10 protein-coding genes and 4 pseudogenes are annotated in these 16,725 nt (G+C 59.0%); 7 read left to right on the top strand and 7 right to left on the bottom strand.

The window, feature by feature from the left end; genetic code table 11:
* Window positions 1-54 precede the first annotated feature (54 nt).
* The 3 genes from FJV80_RS18380 to FJV80_RS18370 all read right to left on the bottom strand — a co-directional run bounded on the left by FJV80_RS18380 (window position 55) and on the right by FJV80_RS18370 (window position 5,198).
* A complete protein-coding gene (locus FJV80_RS18380) occupies window positions 55-3,588 on the bottom strand; it encodes an autotransporter domain-containing protein (protein ID WP_082826570.1) in 3,534 nt (1,177 codons plus the stop codon).
* A gap of 702 nt (window positions 3,589-4,290) precedes the next feature.
* Window positions 4,291-4,923: a hypothetical protein gene (locus tag FJV80_RS18375; protein ID WP_063169290.1), complete on the bottom strand. Its 633-nt coding sequence runs from the start codon at window positions 4,921-4,923 to the stop codon at window positions 4,291-4,293.
* Window positions 4,920-5,198 carry an AlpA family phage regulatory protein gene (locus FJV80_RS18370; RefSeq protein ID WP_063169289.1) on the bottom strand — a complete coding sequence of 93 codons (279 nt, stop codon included), beginning with the start codon at window positions 5,196-5,198 and terminating at the stop codon, window positions 4,920-4,922. The genes FJV80_RS18375 and FJV80_RS18370 overlap by 4 nt, the downstream gene beginning before the upstream one ends.
* A 975-nt stretch (window positions 5,199-6,173) precedes the next feature.
* Between FJV80_RS18370 and FJV80_RS18365 the strand changes: the two genes are divergently transcribed.
* Together FJV80_RS18365 and FJV80_RS18360 are read left to right on the top strand one after the other, a co-directional pair.
* On the top strand, window positions 6,174-8,105 hold the full coding sequence (locus FJV80_RS18365) for a potassium transporter Kup (RefSeq protein ID WP_063169287.1): 1,932 nt from the start codon (window positions 6,174-6,176) through the stop codon (window positions 8,103-8,105).
* 307 nt (window positions 8,106-8,412) lie between these two features.
* Window positions 8,413-8,873 (top strand): annotated as a pseudogene (locus FJV80_RS18360) (OB-fold nucleic acid binding domain-containing protein); the annotation flags it as partial.
* Window positions 8,874-9,385: 512 nt separating this feature from the next.
* On the opposite strand, the pseudogene FJV80_RS34565 reads toward FJV80_RS18360, so the two are convergent.
* Window positions 9,386-9,882 (bottom strand): annotated as a pseudogene (locus tag FJV80_RS34565) (aldehyde dehydrogenase family protein); the annotation flags it as partial.
* A 611-nt stretch (window positions 9,883-10,493) separates the two neighbouring features.
* Here FJV80_RS34565 and FJV80_RS18345 point away from each other — a divergent pair.
* Entirely contained in the window at window positions 10,494-10,832 is a 339-nt protein-coding gene (locus FJV80_RS18345; RefSeq protein ID WP_063169282.1) for a helix-turn-helix transcriptional regulator, read from the top strand.
* Window positions 10,822-12,138: a HipA domain-containing protein gene (locus tag FJV80_RS18340; protein WP_063169281.1), complete on the top strand. Its 1,317-nt coding sequence runs from the start codon at window positions 10,822-10,824 to the stop codon at window positions 12,136-12,138. The genes FJV80_RS18345 and FJV80_RS18340 overlap by 11 nt, the downstream gene beginning before the upstream one ends.
* Before the next feature lie 569 nt (window positions 12,139-12,707).
* On the opposite strand, the gene FJV80_RS18335 is transcribed toward FJV80_RS18340, so the two are convergent.
* A complete protein-coding gene (locus tag FJV80_RS18335) occupies window positions 12,708-13,067 on the bottom strand; it encodes a hypothetical protein (RefSeq protein ID WP_126066776.1) in 360 nt (119 codons plus the stop codon).
* Between the two features lie 516 nt (window positions 13,068-13,583).
* Between FJV80_RS18335 and FJV80_RS35085 the strand changes: the two are divergent.
* The 3 genes and pseudogenes from FJV80_RS35085 to FJV80_RS18320 all read left to right on the top strand — a co-directional run.
* Window positions 13,584-14,117, top strand: a pseudogene (locus FJV80_RS35085) (IS21 family transposase); the annotation flags it as partial.
* A 10-nt stretch (window positions 14,118-14,127) separates the two neighbouring features.
* Window positions 14,128-14,441 (top strand): annotated as a pseudogene (locus tag FJV80_RS18325) (ATP-binding protein); the annotation flags it as partial.
* A 192-nt stretch (window positions 14,442-14,633) separates the two neighbouring features.
* Window positions 14,634-15,263 (top strand): hypothetical protein, encoded by a 630-nt coding sequence (locus FJV80_RS18320; protein WP_063169279.1) that lies wholly within the window; start codon window positions 14,634-14,636, stop codon window positions 15,261-15,263.
* Here FJV80_RS18320 and FJV80_RS35590 read toward each other — a convergent pair.
* Both FJV80_RS35590 and FJV80_RS18310 read right to left on the bottom strand, forming a co-directional pair.
* Complete coding sequence (locus FJV80_RS35590) at window positions 15,229-15,357, bottom strand: hypothetical protein (protein WP_135907184.1); 129 nt, start codon at window positions 15,355-15,357, stop codon at window positions 15,229-15,231. The genes FJV80_RS18320 and FJV80_RS35590 overlap by 35 nt on opposite strands.
* 880 nt (window positions 15,358-16,237) lie before the next feature.
* Complete coding sequence (locus FJV80_RS18310; protein WP_256748481.1) at window positions 16,238-16,693, bottom strand: transposase; 456 nt, start codon at window positions 16,691-16,693, stop codon at window positions 16,238-16,240.
* Window positions 16,694-16,725: the final 32 nt, after the last annotated feature.

Here is a 16,725-nt window from a genome sequence, read left to right as displayed (position 1 = left end):
CGGTAAAAGAAAATGCACTCACTGACTTCATAACCAATCTCTTTTGCGGGTGATTTAGAAACGGACGCCGAGCTTGGCGCTGAACCCGTGTGTCTGGGCATCCGAGGCGATCTGTCCCTGATAGGCGATGCCGAACGTCGCGTTCTCGGTGATGTTTACGTCAAGCCCAGCTTCGAGCAGAGCTGCGTTCTTTGCGATCGGCACGCCCTTGATGGCGAAGGAGGAACCGCCAGCAAAGGCAAGAGCGGTATCCGGCCTGACGTCGCCGAAGGCGTGGCGCCAGCCAAGACCGCCGCGCGCGGTAGCAGTCACGGTGCCGAGGGTCAGTACCGTCGACGCACGCAGACCTAGCGTGGTAAACGCCGTGTCGCTCGAGCGATCCCCGCTCGACAAGGCGGCTGCGCCGCCATTCTCGGTGAAGCCATCGGCGTCAAAATTCACATAAGCGAGATTAGCGTAGGGCTCGAAGGAAGCCGAAGCCGTATTGATACGGTAGCCGAGCTCGCCAAAGGCCTGGAACGTGCCGGCGTCGTAATCGGCCGAAAGGCTGTCGGCGAAGCCTGGAAAGACCACGGACCTGCCGGTCTCGATGCTGTGCCAGGTATAGGCAAGGCCGGAACGAAAACCGAGATTGCCGTTCTGCGTGCCGGCAAAAAGACCGAGATGGTAATTCTCGCTCGAGCCCGACGACGCGCGATCGTCCGCCTCCAAGGAGGTATGGCTGTAGCCGCTGATGAGGCCGAGCCGCCAGCTTTCGCCGACAGCCGCGTCACCGCCAGCCAGAAAGCCGCCTGTCGAGTGATCGAGACCGGCGGCATTGCCGTCGCTGTCGAGATGACCCCAGGCGCCGAAGCCACGGCCCCATACGGCGAAATTCTCACTCGTTGCCGGGGCCAGTTCCAGACCACCCAGCCCATAAGTCATCACCGGAACGCTGGAGGCACCGACGCCGTCGAACGCCGCACGGATCCGTTCGCTCGCGGCATCGCGTACAGAATGACTGTCCTCGATGAGGCCGCTATGAATGGAAGCATGAACCTCGCCTGATAGCATATCGAAAGCGTTGCGGGCTTCCGGCGCCGTCAGGAACAGGATGTTGTCCTGGATCGGATTACCGCTTCCAAGCGCCTGAGCCGCTGCGGCGACCGAGCGTTGATTGAAGGTGCTGGCTACATCGGCAAACGCCGTCGATGTGCGGCTGATATCGAGATAGACATTGTTGGCATCGTAGACGAGCTGGAAATCGACGAAGGGCGTCGCGTCTGTCGCCAGAGCCCCCGTCAGCCCGCCATAGGTGCCGCTTACGCCGCCTGCTGCGGAGAGCAGAGTATATCGGGCATCGACCGATAGCGTTCCCTGCCGCAGCAGCTCGATCTGCGCGCCGCTGTCGATCGCCGCTGCTCCGCCAACATCGATGAGATCGGACGACCTTGCGAGGTCGACCTGATAGATCGATCCGGACTGCTGCGCGAAATCGCCCGTGACAGTCAGTGTGGTGACGATCCTGCTCGGATCGGTCGCACTGCCAGGAGCGACCGTGCCGCCCTCGGAAATGGTGACCGCACCGTAGGTGCCGCCGCCTGCGACGACACCGCCGCTGTTTGCGATAGCCGTGCCCCCGATCTGCCCGTCATTCCCGAGAAAGCCGGACGTGGTCGCATCATGGGAAAGCACACCTGTATCGGCAAGCAGCAATCCCGCGCCGGAACCGACCGTCGTCATGCCGGAAAAATTGTTCTTTCCGCTCAGCGTTTGCACGCCACCGGCAACGAATAGTTTGCCGCCCATATTATTGTTATCAACGTCGAGGTCGTTGATGCTGCCGGCGAACGTGTCGTTCGAATCCGTTAGCACCAGGGTACGCTTGCCCAGTTCGACCGTTCCGCTGCCACTCAGGCTACGAATACGGGCATCGTTGTAGGCGTCGGAGATTCCCCAATAGTCGCTGCCATTTCCATGTTCGGAGATATCGAACGTGCCGTCTGCAACGACTTTCGCTGACCGTTGGATGTTGCCGAGCCCCGCAAGCGAGAGATAGGCATCCTGAGCAATATTCGTCTCGCCGGTGTAGGTGTTGACATTCGTCATCCGGACCACCGTCTTTGTATCAAGCGTCAGCGATCCGGAGCCGGAGACGACACCCGCTATGCCGAACCCGCCCTCATTCCCCATGCTCGTCGTGATCCTGCTCAGACCGGTCCCTTCGGGTGCGGATGAATCGGTAGAGAAGTTGCTGGCAGTGACGAAATGTGACGTATAAGCGGTATACTTCTTCTCCAGATCGAAAATGACCGATCTGTTTTTGAAGAAGTCAAGACCGGCAACAAAACTGGTCTGGTCATTGGGTTGTTCCGTCGTGCCGCTGGTGTAGGTGAAGTCGATATTGTCCAGCCTTACCGGATCGCCATCCGTTCCTGCGATTGTAACGCTCGGGATGTTGCCCGATGCGCTTACGATCTCGCGTTGCTCATTTCTCCGAACATTTTTAAGTTTGACGCCCGCATCCTGAAATTGCTTCAGCATCGCATCACTGATCTCCAGACTGCCACCGCCCGGTGTGCCGGTGTCGAGCAATACCGCGGTCTTGTTGGGGTCGGTGATTGGTGGGGCTCCATCCTTAACCGTGTACTGCAGATTGTAGCTGCCTTCGTATTCGGTCGAGGCATTGGCGCCAGAGCCAGGAAAATTCTGATAAGAATCCTGATCTTTTTCCTCGGGTTCTCCCCATGGCATGGCATTAGTATATTGGGCCCGGAGGCTTGGATTGAGGTTGACAATCGTGCAGGGGGAACAGCCAGGCGTTTGGTCGCTCTCGGAATCCGGATTCACATTGGCGGAGACCACGTAGCCAGACCTGGTGACACTGCCCATCATGCCCCAGACACTTGTCTTGCCAAGAAAATCGCCGGCCCCGAATGTACCTGCGAAATCGCCGCCTTCGTCTGCCATCTTGCCAGCGGTCATTTTCGCCCGCTGCTCCTTATCGGCGTGATAAGGTTCTTGGAGATCCTGACCATACATATCTTTAAGTCCATCCGTCACGGATCCCGGCGTGCACTTAAGATTGTTGTCCTTGCAATACGCATGGGTATAGACAAAATCGAGAATGCGAGCAGCCCGGTATTTCTTATCGCTTACAGACGGCCCGTCGATTGTTATCTTTTGATCTGGATCGACATATGTAAATTTATCAATTTCCACGTTCTGAAGCTTATTACCATACGTTCCGTCCCCGTACGTATATACGTAAGGCGTGTCGGCAATCGGGCGGACCCCGGTCACCTCTGACCCGATCTGCGTGTTGAGCTGGTCCGAGCCCGTGTCGAATACGTATCGCTGCGCGTTGCCATTGTTGATCTTGGCCCAGATGCCCAGGCGGTCATGGCCTTCCCCGACATACTCCAGCGGGATCGAAATCGGGTCGTCGGCCAACGCTTCTCCAGTTGGAAATGCTACCAGACCCACCCCGAGAGACACAGCCGGCAGGAATACCGTCGTCATCGCGGTGGTTGCCGCCAGAAAGTTCTTTGTCCTGAAACAAGCCTGCATACCTGGTCCTCGAAAAAGTCTCGCAAACTGATTGTTCATTGGAACGGCCTCCTGAATTGTTTAACGAGACCCTTTATGGCGGCCCTGGCTGACAACAGCCTGAAAGCTGCAAGCGGCCTGCGAGAATGGGGCGATCCTGAATGACGACAGGTGCTGTCAACAATGGATGAGTGCTCGGCCTGAAAGCTGAGCACGCTTTATGCTCAGGCTGCTGACAAGGCCAAAGCAGCGTAAGTGCGGAGTGAAATCCAAGGTCCACATGGGTCGTCGCGCTTCCCGTGCGCCTGGGAAGGCGCCGGCCCGGCCAAGCTTTCCCAGATCGTCCGGATGGCGCACAAGATACCGGTTCAGGTCGATCGAGATGGAGGCCGAGGCGTATGCCAAGGCGGTCGACTGCCTGACGAAAGATCAGAATGCGTCGCTGGCGCTCTACGATTTCCGCCGGCAGCGAGCTCAGCTCCTGCCGGGCATCCGTGTTTACTGGCGACGAGACACAAGATGTGCCCAAATTGCCACCAGACCGTCACCTGCGATGAGTTTCGGCAACTGATTTTGTCCTTTCAATCGTCGCCACTTCCTGGCCGCGGCCAACATGGGCCACTCGAAGGCAGCAGACTGGCGGCTATATGGACGGGCTGTGAGCCCGCACCGGAGACATTGGCGAAATCTACGATCTCTATAGCAACGTCAAGGAGAAGCGCGAGGTGTTGCAGATGTGGTCAAATCACATCGAATGGCTGATCAAGCAGGCTGCGGATGACGCTCTGGCGGCGTAGCTGCTGGCATGGGCGGAAGATGCGGCGCAACAATCGTCAGAGCCTCATCGAATTGGAGATCATGCTTGACCAGCAAATGCGCGGCCAATGCTTCGATGGCTGACCAGTGATCGAGTACTAGCCGGGCCGTGCGATCTTCGATCCGCCTCCAACGGGGGCGGCGCGGCATCAGGAACCGCAACTCACCATAGATTCGCTTGGCATCCGCGTAGTCGCTGCTCCCCTCATTCCCATCGGACGCATTCATCGCCATATCGCGCGGGTCCAGATAGCCTTCGAATGCGGATTCTGCAAAAGGACCTGCCAGACACGCAACTATCTCTTGGATCGCTTCATCGCGTTGGAAATGTCGATCCATATCGTTCTCGAAAATCGGCTTTAGCTCCGAGGTGAATCCTTGCGCTGAATAGAAAACCGTGCCTTCGACAAAACCACCGCACTCTCCGTCACCGGCGTCGGGGTAAATACTAACACTTGAGAAAGCAGGGAGTTCACGGTCGTCGTCGAACATCTGACGGTGCAAAACGATGGCGGCCACCGCGTGCCCGGCTTCGTGATGCGCCACAGACGGGAGAAGATATTGGGAGGCTACATTCATGCGGTGCGGCTCTCAGATCTAGTTTCCATCCAAGCCCTGATATCGGATTCAAGCCATGCGACTCGGCCGGGGGAGATGCGACGCCGCTTAGGGAACAGGCCTGCCTTCAGAGTCGCGCGGTCGCGCTCGAACTGCGTTCCACTGAAGTGCTTCAGGGTCTTTGCCGACTGGCCGGCGGCCCAGGCAAGTGCCCGCTCGCCTTCCACATCTTCAAGCCAAAGATAGAGATCGTCGTCGGGAGCATCCAGCGTTGGACGGACATCAAATGCGTTCATGTCCGGACAGCCTTCAGAAAGAAGGGATAGAGGCTTCCGTTTGATCGGGAACGCTTAGTGTTGGTAGCGGCGCCCACATGTTCGAAAAGCGTGATCATTGATGAGTTCTTCCAGTCGGTGCGGCATCGCAGTGCTTTTGCGCATAGGACCGCAATTGTCGTGCCAACTGGGAAAATCGTTTCGGAACAACGTGATCGCTCTGGCAGCGTTGTGTCAGATGTCCGACATCGTCGAGAATCCGACAACGAGTGCTCCTCCTAATCACCGGATCAACCTCCGGCGCCAGTCGGTGACACCGCATTCCTCTGTCTTTCCAGGAGACGGCGTGGACATCAATGCCGTTCCTCACCGAACCCGCCTCCTAGCCCTTCGCCCATACGTCACGGCCGCCCCCCGGTTTGGCTTCAACCTGAAGGATTACGGCGTCCTCTTCGCAGAGAAGATCGGGTTGTTCGTGGCGCGCGCAGCGGAGCCCAAGGAGCTTTTCTGGGTTGCGGATACTGGCATGTCGATATTACGACCGTGTGTCCTTCGACAAGCTTGGTGGCTTCTTCAACCAGAATCTCGCCGCGGAGATCGAATCGTTATCTGCGCCGCAAAGTGCGGCCGGTGAGCGGCGTGGCCCTGCGTTCCAGTTGGCCACGGTCCTCGCTGGGACGAGCAAGTAAATGGCTTGCGCAGCAACGGTGCGATCACACCTGGAGCACGGCGTCATCAGGAAAGCGCCATCCTTGTGCGCCCACGACACCCTGGTCGCCATCGGCCGCATCGCGGGGGGGCACTGTGGGCGATAACCATTCATTGATCTGGGCGATTGAGGGTTCTGCCGGGGCGCTATTGCTGCTCGGTAGGGCTGCGGGCTGGCGAGTCTACCAAGGCGAGCAACGACAGGCGAGACGGCAGACATTACGTGACGGAACTTGATATTGCAGTGCAGCAAGCGTAGAGCACCGCGCGCTTATCGGAGTGTCGTCCATGGCCCTTACCAATGCTGGTAACGAGGCAGAACCTGTCGAACAATCGAGCCATTCTGAGGTCGAGCAGCACAGCACCAAGGCGCTGATGTTGGGCGCACTAGGTGTCGTTTATGGCGATATAGGCACCAGCCCGATCTATGCATTTCGCGAGGCGTTGCATGCATCAGCGGGTGGCAACGTCGCCAGCCGTGGCGACATCCTCGGCGTACTCTCGCTGATCATCTGGTCCCTGACGATCACCGTGACGATCAAATACATCATGTTCGTGCTCCGCGCCGACAATCGAGGCGAGGGCGGAGTGCTGTCGCTTATGGCGCTGGCGCGCAACAGTTTCCCGACCTGCTCTGCGGTGATCCTCGGCATCGGCATCGGCATCGGCATCGTCGGCGCGGCGCTTTTTTTTGGCGACGCCGTCATTACGCCGGCAATCTCGGTACTGTCGGCGGTCGAAGGTATGAATGTCGTCACGCCGACGTTCCAGCCCTATGTGGTGCCGCTGACACTGGCCATCCTGGCGATCGTGTTTGCGGTACAGCGGTTTGGCACCGGCGGCGTAGGATTGGTGTTCGGACCCGTTACCGCGCTGTGGTTCCTGGCCATCGGCCTTTCCGGGCTCAACCACATCATGGACGACCCGGAAATCCTGCTGGCAATCAGCCCGCATTACATCGTGTCGTTCCTGGTCAACTCGCCTGACGTCGCCTTCGTTACGGTTGGTGCAGTCTTCCTCGCCGTCACCGGAGCCGAGGCGCTCTACGCCGACCTCGGCCATTTCGGCCGCAAGCCGATCGTGCTCGCCTGGCTGGCGATCGTGTTCCCTTGTCTGTTGCTCAATTATGTCGGGCAAGGCGCCTTCGTGCTGGCAAATGGCGGCGTTGTCGGTCATCCGTTCTTCGAGATGAACCAGGGCTGGACGCTTATTCCGATGGTCGTGCTTGCCACGGCGGCGACCGTGATCGCCTGCCAGGCGGTGATCTCCGGCGCCTTTTCGCTGACCAGGCAAGCGGTACAGCTCAACATGCTGCCGCGTTTCGTCATCCAGCACACGTCGGAAAAACAGTCGGGCCAGATCTATCTGCCGCGCATCAACCTGATGCTGGCGCTGGTGGTGATGCTGCTGGTGGTCGGCTTCGGCGAATCCAGCCGGCTGGCCTCGGCCTACGGTATTTCGGTGACCGGCAATATGCTGGTGACGAACATACTGCTTTTTGTTGTGATGACGCGCATCTGGAAATGGCCGCTCGGCGTCGCGATAGCCTTAATGGCGGTGTTCGTCTTCATCGATACCGGCTTCTTTGCAGCTAACATCGTCAAGGTATTCGAAGGCGGCTGGGCCTCGCTTGCCATTGCCGCAGTGATCGTGATGACCATGTGGACTTGGATAAGAGGCAGCAGGTATCTATTTGACAAGACGCGCAGGAACCAGATTCCGCTCGATTTCCTTGCGGGCAATCTGTTGAAGAAGAAACCGCAGCTGGTGTCCGGTACGGCCGTGTTCCTGACCAGCGATCCCGCCAGTGCGCCGACCGCGTTGATGCACAGCCTGAAGCACTACAAGGCGCTGCACGAACAGAACGTCATCCTCTCTGTGGTGACGGCGCAGCAGCCCGTGGTGCCCGACAGCGAGCGGATCAAGATGGAAACGATCAATGAGCTGTTCATGCGGGTGACACTGACCTTCGGCTACATGGAACAGCCTAACATCCCGCGTGCGCTGGCGATCTGCCGCAAGCAGGGTTGGAAGTTCGACATCATGACGACGTCCTTCTTCCTGTCGCGTCGCTCGCTCAAGGCGTCACCCAACTCCGGCATGCCGGTGTGGCAGGACAAGCTGTTCATCGGCTTGGCGCGCACGGCCGCCGACGCGACGGAGTATTTCCAGATCCCGACCGGACGTGTGGTCGAGATCGGAACGCAAGTGGCCGTTTAGGTATGCCCGGTTAAGCAGAATCAATTGGCATTTCGCGAGCCGGTGAATGCCTGACCGGGCGGAGGCCACGATGCTTGCGCCAAACTGGGGTCCGGTTCCAGGCCTGAAGCTTCCGGCCCCGAAAGCCGTCCTTTACGCCTGCGATCATTTCCGTTCCGCATTGTCTTGCCGACCCACCAGTCGAGATGCGCTGAAACGACCTCGCCGGGCAGCAACTTATCATTTGAACCTAATCGATGTGCCGCAAGTCCGACCTTCATTCTTCAGTTCACAGGCTAGCGTTGCCAAAATCGGCGTGCCGCCTAACCGGCGCCGCACCGTGACCTGTCAGGATGCTATGCAGGCGCGAGGCAGAAGCTGGCTCGAGGCCGCCGGCCTGGTGCTGGTCCGGCAGCGGCCGGGCTCGGCCAAAGGCTTCATGTTCCTCTGGAGGATGAGACGGGTGCGGCAAACGTCGTCGTCTGGGTCAAGATCTCTCGAGAAATTCCGGCGCGTGCTTCTTGCTTCGGCCATGCTCGGCGTCCGCGGACGCATCCGACGGAAGAGGAGGTGGTGCACCTCGTCGCCCACGAGCTGACCGATCTGTCGGCCGGGCTGGCCAGCGTGGGAAACCGCAAGACGCCGTTTCCGTTGCCGCACGGCCGAGGGACGAGGCTCATCACGGCGGATCGGGCATCGATCCGCGCGGCATGCCGAAGGGGCGCGACATCGTCGATGCAGTATGACCATATCGACCCTATCAAGTTCAAGACGCGTAACTTCCGGTAGCGCTTCCGGAGGCCACTTCAGCAGCATGTTGTGCACACTTTTGTCGGACCCTGTTAACTGCCGATTGGCAGCAGGTCACCCCGTGCCGGATCCCAAATGTCGTCGCTCTCAAGCGCAACGACTGCCCGCACCCTTTTTAAGTCAGCGAGCACCTCCACCGCCGGACGCCGCCCCGTTTCCTGAGCCGCGGCGTAACGGGTGTATTTGTGACTGTCCGGCTCAAACCACTTCAACGATTCCAAAGTAGCCATGGCATCGCCCTTGCGGCTGCGCGTGATGCGAATGATCGTGATCCCATCCTAAGCGCTCGCGTCGAATGGAGACACGCTGCCAACGCTTCATCTGCTCTACCCCATCTTTGTTCCAAGGCGGTCGGATCATCTCAATGAGCCCTGCCTCGGGGTGGCCAAAGCATGCATATTTATCGTTCGGCCCCGCATCGAATTATCATCTGCGATGTGGGACTCGATCTTGGGTTGGCGACGGCTTCGCTCCGGGAGTAGACGTCGGACCACTGATAAGTGCCGGACCTTCTCCACAATTTCTCGGCGGACTCATCGTGAACGCTCGATTGGACGTAAATGCGGTTCGCGGAAACGCAGGTCTGGCCGGCATTGCGGAACTTCGCCTGGACCGCACCGTCAACAGCACCGTCAATGTCGGCATCATCGAAGATGATGAAAGGTGCATTGCCGCCGGTTTCAAGGCTGACCTTCTTGATCTGGTCAGAGCACTGACGCATCAGCAGCCGTCCGACCTCGTTCGAACCGGTAAAGCTGATCTTTGGAATTGGTGCAGAGTTCACGGCCCACGCGATCACCTTCGGACGCATAGATCAGGTTGACCACGCCATCGGGAAAGCCGGCCTGATGGCGAGAGCAAACATTGCACCTAGCCACGCCACGATAAGATCGAGCGCGGCTTCGTTGCGTGCGGGTCTGTGGTCAGTGGAGGGCGGAGGAAAAGCGCTCGGCGTGCTCGCCCTCGCGATACCACTGGTTCGCGCCGGCAAGCGCCAGTTTCTGAGGCAAATCGCCGAACAGCTGGTAGAGCCTTACTCTCAGGGCTTGGCATCTATGTCGCCTACGACCGCCACATGCAGCCCGTCGCGTGCGAAAGCGGCTTTGTGGAAGGCGCTTAGATCGGAGGGCGTTACGCTAGTCAGCCTCCCTTGGGCGGTCTCGAATACGGATGCGTGCGTAGATTCCGCGCCGCCAGGCCAGCTCGGCGATCGCATGAGGTTCGCGCTCATTGGCAATGATTTCGGAGAGAAGCTGGGCGCGTATGCGGTCGAAAAGTGCTGGTGTAGCCGGATGCGGGTCCCGCCGCCGAGAATGTCGGCCAGCAGTCGAGCGCCGCGGCCCCGCACCAGGGACCGCCCATGAATGACTCATGCGAGGCGTCTCAAGGCTGTCCGCGATCCAGCGCCAGATCTCCGCCTCGCCCGAGACGCGCAGAGCTGGCCGGTTGTGCAGGAGCCGTCGGCAATATCCGCCTTCCTCGTTCGGATGGGTAACGCTTGCGATACGGAGTCTTGACTTTGGCAGTCGCTCTGTGACATTACCTATATAAAGTTCGAAAGAAGGCGATATGGATCATGCATAGGTCACAGAGACCCGAATGAAGGCAACGTATAAACGCACCTATTCGCGCTACGCGATGGAAGCGCTTGGCCTTTTCGGTAAGACCATCCGGCTTGGCCGGATGCAGCACCGGTTAACCGCACAGGAGTTAGCCGAGAGAATCGGTGTTTCACGCAGCACCCTGCAGCGCATCGAGAAGGGCGATCCCAAAGTCGAAATCGGACTGATGTTCGAAGCTGCTGCCATTGTCGGTGTGAAGCTGTTCGATGCCGACGGCAATGGCATCACAGCCCTCACAGGCCGCATGGACGATCGCATCGCGCTGCTGCCGAAGCACGTCTACAAGGCCGGCAAGCAGATCGTCGATGAGTTCTAAGGTCCCCAAGTACGACGAAGCCTATGTCTGGGTCTGGCTGCCGGGCGAGACCGCGCCGGTTGTCGCCGGGCGGCTATATGCCCATGACGGACTCGTCAGCTTCAACTATGGCAGGAGCTTTCGTGAACTGGGAAGCGCGATCCCGCTTTATCTCCCGGAACTGCCCCTGAAGGCAGGCGAATTGCCTTTGCTTCCTGGCCTAACCATGCCGGGATGCATCCGCGATGCTGCCCCTGATGCCTGGGGACGACGGGTTATCCTAAACCGCAAATTCGGTGTGAAGGGCGATGAAATCGCGCGGCTCGATATTTCAGAACTGACGTTCTTGCTGGAATCAGGCTCGGACCGCATCGGCGCGCTCGATTTTCAGTTTTCGCCAATGCATTACGAGCCGCGCGCACTGGCCAATGCCACTCTCGAAGAGCTTGTCCAATCGGCGGAGCGGGTAGAGAAAGGTATTCCGCTCACCCCCGAATTAGATCAGGCGCTGCATCACGGCAGCTCGATCGGCGGCGCAAGGCCAAAGGCGCTGATCGAGGGTGACGCCGTCAAGCATGTCGCGAAATTTTCCTCGTCTGCCGACCTTTACAGCGTCGTCAAAGGAGAATTCATAGCCATGCGGCTTGCCGCCTTGTGCGGCATCAGAGCGGCATCCGTCTCGCTCGTTCGCGCCGCAGGCAACGACGTGTTGCTCGTCGAGCGATTCGACCGGATCAAGGTCACGGGCGGCTGGCAACGCAAATCCATGGTCTCAGCGCTGACGATGCTCGCGCTCGATGAGATGATGGCGCGTTACGCCAGCTACCAGGATTTGGCGGAGATCATTCGCCACCGATTCACCGCGCCGTCGGAAACTCTGCGCGAGTTGTTCAGCCGCATTGTCTTCAACATACTTTGCGGCAACACCGACGATCATGCCCGCAACCATGCGGCATTCTGGGACGGCGCTAAGCTCACCCTCACGCCTGCGTACGATATTTGTCCGCAGGCCCGCAGTGGCCAGGAGGCCAGCCAGGCCATGCTCATCAGCGGCAATAACCGCATGAGCCGGATAGCGTCCTGCCTTGAAGCGGCGCATCACTTCCTGCTCAGCGCGCCGGAAGCTCTTGCGATTGTTGAAGGCCAGCTCCGATGCATTGCGGAGAATTGGCCGCGTGTCAGCGAGGAAGCTACGCTATCCGGCACAGATCGCAATCTGTTCTGGGGCCGACAGTTCCTCAATCCCTACGCTTTTACGGCGCTGGAAGGAAGCGCCGACGTTCTCCGCGCTCTGGCTGACGAACTACGCAACAGTGTTCACGCCTGATCCGGCGCTGGATTTCGGACAAGCTCGGCAAGCGCAAGACGCCCACAATATCGACAACCCTTGCCGTGCCAGGACGAAGATTGAACAAACGGCTCTTCAACAGTGACAACGTGCACTGCGGAGAGATGTGGAGCTGACACCGCAAAAGCCCAAGACGCGCGACTTCCCGCGATACAACTCCACATAACTGAGCGTCTACAAGCGGTGCAGCCAGCCAAACATCCAGCCATCAAAGCGATGATCGTCTGATCTTTTGCCGATGACATCACGTCGGGGAAGCCTTGTTCGAGCGCTTGCCGCTTCATATCGATACCGGCCTGGGCGTAGCGCATCGTTAGTTCAGCCCGAGTGGCCTGGCCATCGACTGATGGTGGCGATGTCAACACCCGCCTTGACGAGGTGGATGGCCGTCGTGTCCCGCAAAGGGCGATGATGGATGCTTTTTTCCGCCATGGTGGTTCCTTCGCCCGCAGCCATGTGTGCGCAGCAAGTATGGAACACCGAACCGGGTGAGCAGTGTGGGGCGGTCGTTGCTTTGCTCGGCGGGACAGGGCGATACCAGACGAAGGTCACAATCGAAGATTCAGGATCCCTGAACTCGTGCATCCGTATTGAACATCAGCGAAAACAGAGCGTAATCCCGCTGTCCAGAAGGCGTGCGGCGGACGATACGCGCCAGGACGCTCTTGATTTCCGGGCTCATCGAGATATTCGACAGGTGCCACCCACGCGCCCTCTTGAAGGGAAGTGTCACCACCAGTTGCAGCGTATCCTAATATTCGGGGTGCTCCGAAATCAGGAACCGCGCAAAGGCATGCATCGCCGCCAGCCTTGCATTGCGGGTCGCAACTGCCACGCTCGACCTCAAGTGATGTGAGAAAGCTGCCCATCCTGTCGGTATTGATGTCGGAGACCGCTTCTTCTTTCAAGAATATCTTCCCGCTCTCCCGCGGCATGAGCCCGTGGCATGCTTCGGCCCAATGCTGTGGATTGATGTTTCTTCATGCCACAACCTCGCTGACGAGACCGCCGAAAGCCCCTTCAAAGCGGTCGGTGGCGATCTCTCGCAGCTTTGGAAGGTAGTGCATTGATTTTTCGTGGAATGGGGACCCTGTTTAAAGGGTGATTTTCGTCCAAACGGGACCCCTTAACGATGGGGTCATCAAGATGCCTCCGGCTTGATCGGAGGCATTTGTGTTTTGGATGTTGGTTTTAGAGACGATTGCAAAGATACGTCGGCTGTCGCTGGTCCAGGGGAAGTCGATCAAAGCGATCTGCCGTGAGCTGAAGATCTCGCGCAAGGTGGTGCGCAAGGTCCTGCGTTCTGAGGAGACGCAGTTCCGCTACGAGCGCAAGCACCAGCCCTATCCCCGCATGGGAGCTCGGCGTGAGACGCGGGACCGGCTGCTGTCGGCGAATGCGGCCAAGCCGCAGCGGGAGCGGCTGCCGGTCGCTTCGACGGCTTCCATTGCATTCCCCCGTCGGTGTCGAAGACCTGCACGGTGCGCTTCGACAACAACAAATACTCGGTGCTGTCGAGTGCCGTCGGTCGGCCCATCGAGATCCATGCTTATGTCGATCGGATCGCATCCGCCAGAGGATGGCGTGGTCGTGGGAGAACACGTTCGCTCCTTTGGCCGCAACGAGGTCGCCTACGATCCCTGGCACACGGCGCGCGCCGTTCCTTGGCTGGGTCGTGCGGTCGGCAATGGAGAAGGTGCGGCGCAGCTCAAGGCGGTTGATGACGTCGACCGGCAGATGGTGTTGATCCTCACCTGGGTGCTGACCGACGGATTGAGCGCGGTCGAGGCCGCCTGTCAGGAAGCCATCGAGCACGGTGCATCGTCGGCGCCGGTGATCCTCAACATCCTGGCCCGCAGCCGCGATCCGGCGCCGGGCACGATCCTTTCCATTCCCCAAGCGCTGAAGCTAGCTCACGAGCGGTCGCCGACTGCACCCGCTATGACAGTCTCAGGAGGACAAACAGCCATGGAACGCACCGAGGTACTGGAACTGATGGGAGCGCTGAAGCTCTACGGAATGCGCAGAGCCTATGACGAGATCATGGGCGCGTCGCCATCAAGCGACGGCACGAGCCGCCCAGGATTGTCGGTGATCTCTTGCAGGCCGAGATATCGGAGAAGCAGGCCCGCTCCATCAAATACCAGTTCGCTGTCGCCAAGTTGCCGCTGGCCAAGGACATCGACGACTTCGACTTCGCCGACACGCCGGTCACCCCCTGATGCGCGATCTCGCCCGGCCGCGCCTTCGTCGCCGATCAGCGCAACATCGTCCTGGTCGGCCGCCTTCACGGGTCACCCAACTCGCGCGGAAGGTCGACCGCATTGCGACGGGCGCGTGTCGACTTCCCAACAATGTCAGACAGGAGACGCAACGCTATCGGAGCGATCGCATTGCCCGAAACGATTTTCCCAGTTGGCACGACAATTGCGGTCCTATGCGCAAAAGCAAACTAGACCTGAGAGCCGCACCGCATGAATGTAGCCTCCCAATATCTGCCGCTTGTGGCGCATCACGAAGCCGGGCACGCGGTGGCCGCCATCGTTTTGCACCGTCAGACGTTCGACGACGACCGTGAACTCCCTGCTTTCTCAAGTGTTAGTATTTACCCCGACGTCGGTGACGGAGAGTGCGGTGGTGTTGTCGAAGGCGCGGGTTTTTATTCAGCGCAAGGATTCACCTCGAAGCGAAAGCCGATTTTCGAGGACGATATGGATCGATGTTTGGAACGCGATGATGCGATCCGGGAGATAGTTGCGTGTCTGGCAGGTCCTTTTGCAGAATCCGCATTCGAAGGCTATCTGGACCCGCGCGATATGGCGATGAATGCGTCCGATGGGAATGAGGGGAGCAGCGACTACGCGGATGCCAAGCGAATCTATGGTGAGTTGCGGTTCCTGATGCCGCGCCGCCCCGATTGGGGGCGGATCGAAGATTGCACGGCCCGGCTAGTACTCGATCACTGGTCGGCCATCGAAGCATTGGCCGCGCATTTGCTGGTCAAGCATGCTCTCCAATTCGATGAGGCTCTGACGATTGTTGCGCCGCATCTTCCGCCCATGCCAGCAGCTACGCCGCCAGAGCGTCATCCGCAGCCTGCTTGATCAGCCATTCGATGTGATTTGACCACATCTGCAACACCTCGCGCTTCTCCTTGACGTTGCTATAGAGATTGTAGATTTCGCCAATGTCTGTCAAGGACGCCGCCTTGTGATTCAGTATGTGCTCGATGACGTGTGGCAATACCTGCCGCCTGCCGAGATTTGTCGCGAGCGTCCTGCGCAGATCGTGAAGGGTCCAGTTCTCCAAAGCCACCCCGTCAGTATTGACCTTGCCGTCTAGAGCCTTCTTGCCCTTCGCGTAGCCTGAGAAGTGGCTTCTTTCGTTGCCCCTCGCAGGGAAAAAAACGTGTCATTGGTCTTCGGTACCGTCTGGGGGACCGACACCGCCAGTGTGGACAGCGGAATAAGCGTAGGCTCTTCGTTCTTCGTGCGGTCACCCGATAGTTCCATGTTCCGGCTTCAAGGTTGAGGACCAACGCATCGCGGCAACTTCCGTACGCCTCTGTCCGGTCAGAATGAGCAGCTTGACGATGGAGCCGAACGAATAGCCGATATCGCCCGGTTCGGGCTCACAGCCCGTTCATATAGCCGCCAGTTCGGCATCGTTCACCACTCGCTTGCGCTTGACGATCGGGGCCGGATCCGGATTTTCCAATCCCTCGCGGGGAAACCGCGGATGAGCCGTTGCGGCGGTTTGCGACACCAGTTGAAAAATGCCCGCATACACCAGAAGGCCGTGTTAGCCGCTTGCGGGTGACCCCCGGCGACGATCTTCTTGGTGATGTTAGCAATGTCGGTGTCGATCACATGGTGGATAGAGCGACTCCCGAGGGCAGGCACAAGATACCGGTTCAGGCTGGCCTCGACCAGTGCGGTGTTTTGAGGGTCGTTACTCGGCGGCCTGGAGGTGACCGCCATCGCCGTCCTCGGTATCGTCAGCGCTGATATGCGCCTGATCGGCAAGGAAGGCTGGCAGTTCCGATGGAGCTATGCTGGAATTTGGGTGACGAGGCTGATCAAGCGGCGCTCTGCGGCTTCGTTTCGATGACCTGGATTCCGTCCAGGAACCTGGCACCTGCGATGAGTTTCGGCAACTGATTTTGTCCTTTCAATCGTCGCCACTTCCTGGCCGCGGCCAACAGCTTGAAGACCATCAGCTGGGCGGTTTTCGAGGATAGCGAGCCCTTGGTACGCACCGTGCGATAGCGAACGGTTGCAAAGACGCTTTCGATGGGATTGGACGTTCGCAGATGATCCCAGTGTTGGGCGGGGAAATCGTAGAGCGCCAGCGACGCAATATGATCTTTCGTCAGGCAGTCGACCGCCTTGGCATACGCCTCGGCCTCCATCTCGATCGCATGCGCAAGCAATTTGCGCGCGCCGCTGCGAAGTACATCCGTCAGGGTATCATCGATTTCGTCGGGCTGACGAAGGCGAACAATGTGTTGATAGTCTCGTTCATGGCGTATCACTCTCCTTGAGAGGTACTGGCAGGCTTCATCAC

Origin of the sequence: Mesorhizobium sp. WSM4310, from assembly GCF_007003935.1 — a bacterium.
In the GTDB taxonomy this organism is placed as follows: domain Bacteria; phylum Pseudomonadota; class Alphaproteobacteria; order Rhizobiales; family Rhizobiaceae; genus Mesorhizobium.
The sequence above is the reverse complement of the archived record's forward strand: the minus strand, read 5'-3'. Positions and strand labels throughout refer to the sequence as shown.

Bases quoted from the DNA above. Each gene is read 5' to 3' on its own strand.
- FJV80_RS18345 (WP_063169282.1), top strand. From the start codon at position 10,494: ATGAAGGCAACGTATAAACGCACCTATTCGCGCTACGCGATGGAAGCG.
- FJV80_RS18380 (WP_082826570.1), bottom strand. From the start codon at position 3,588: ATGAACAATCAGTTTGCGAGACTTTTTCGAGGACCAGGTATGCAGGCT.
- FJV80_RS18320 (WP_063169279.1), top strand. From the start codon at position 14,634: ATGAATGTAGCCTCCCAATATCTGCCGCTTGTGGCGCATCACGAAGCC.
- FJV80_RS18370 (WP_063169289.1), bottom strand. From the start codon at position 5,198: ATGAACGCATTTGATGTCCGTCCAACGCTGGATGCTCCCGACGACGAT.
- FJV80_RS18365 (WP_063169287.1), top strand. From the start codon at position 6,174: ATGGCCCTTACCAATGCTGGTAACGAGGCAGAACCTGTCGAACAATCG.
- FJV80_RS18340 (WP_063169281.1), top strand. From the start codon at position 10,822: ATGAGTTCTAAGGTCCCCAAGTACGACGAAGCCTATGTCTGGGTCTGG.
- FJV80_RS18375 (WP_063169290.1), bottom strand. From the start codon at position 4,923: ATGAATGTAGCCTCCCAATATCTTCTCCCGTCTGTGGCGCATCACGAA.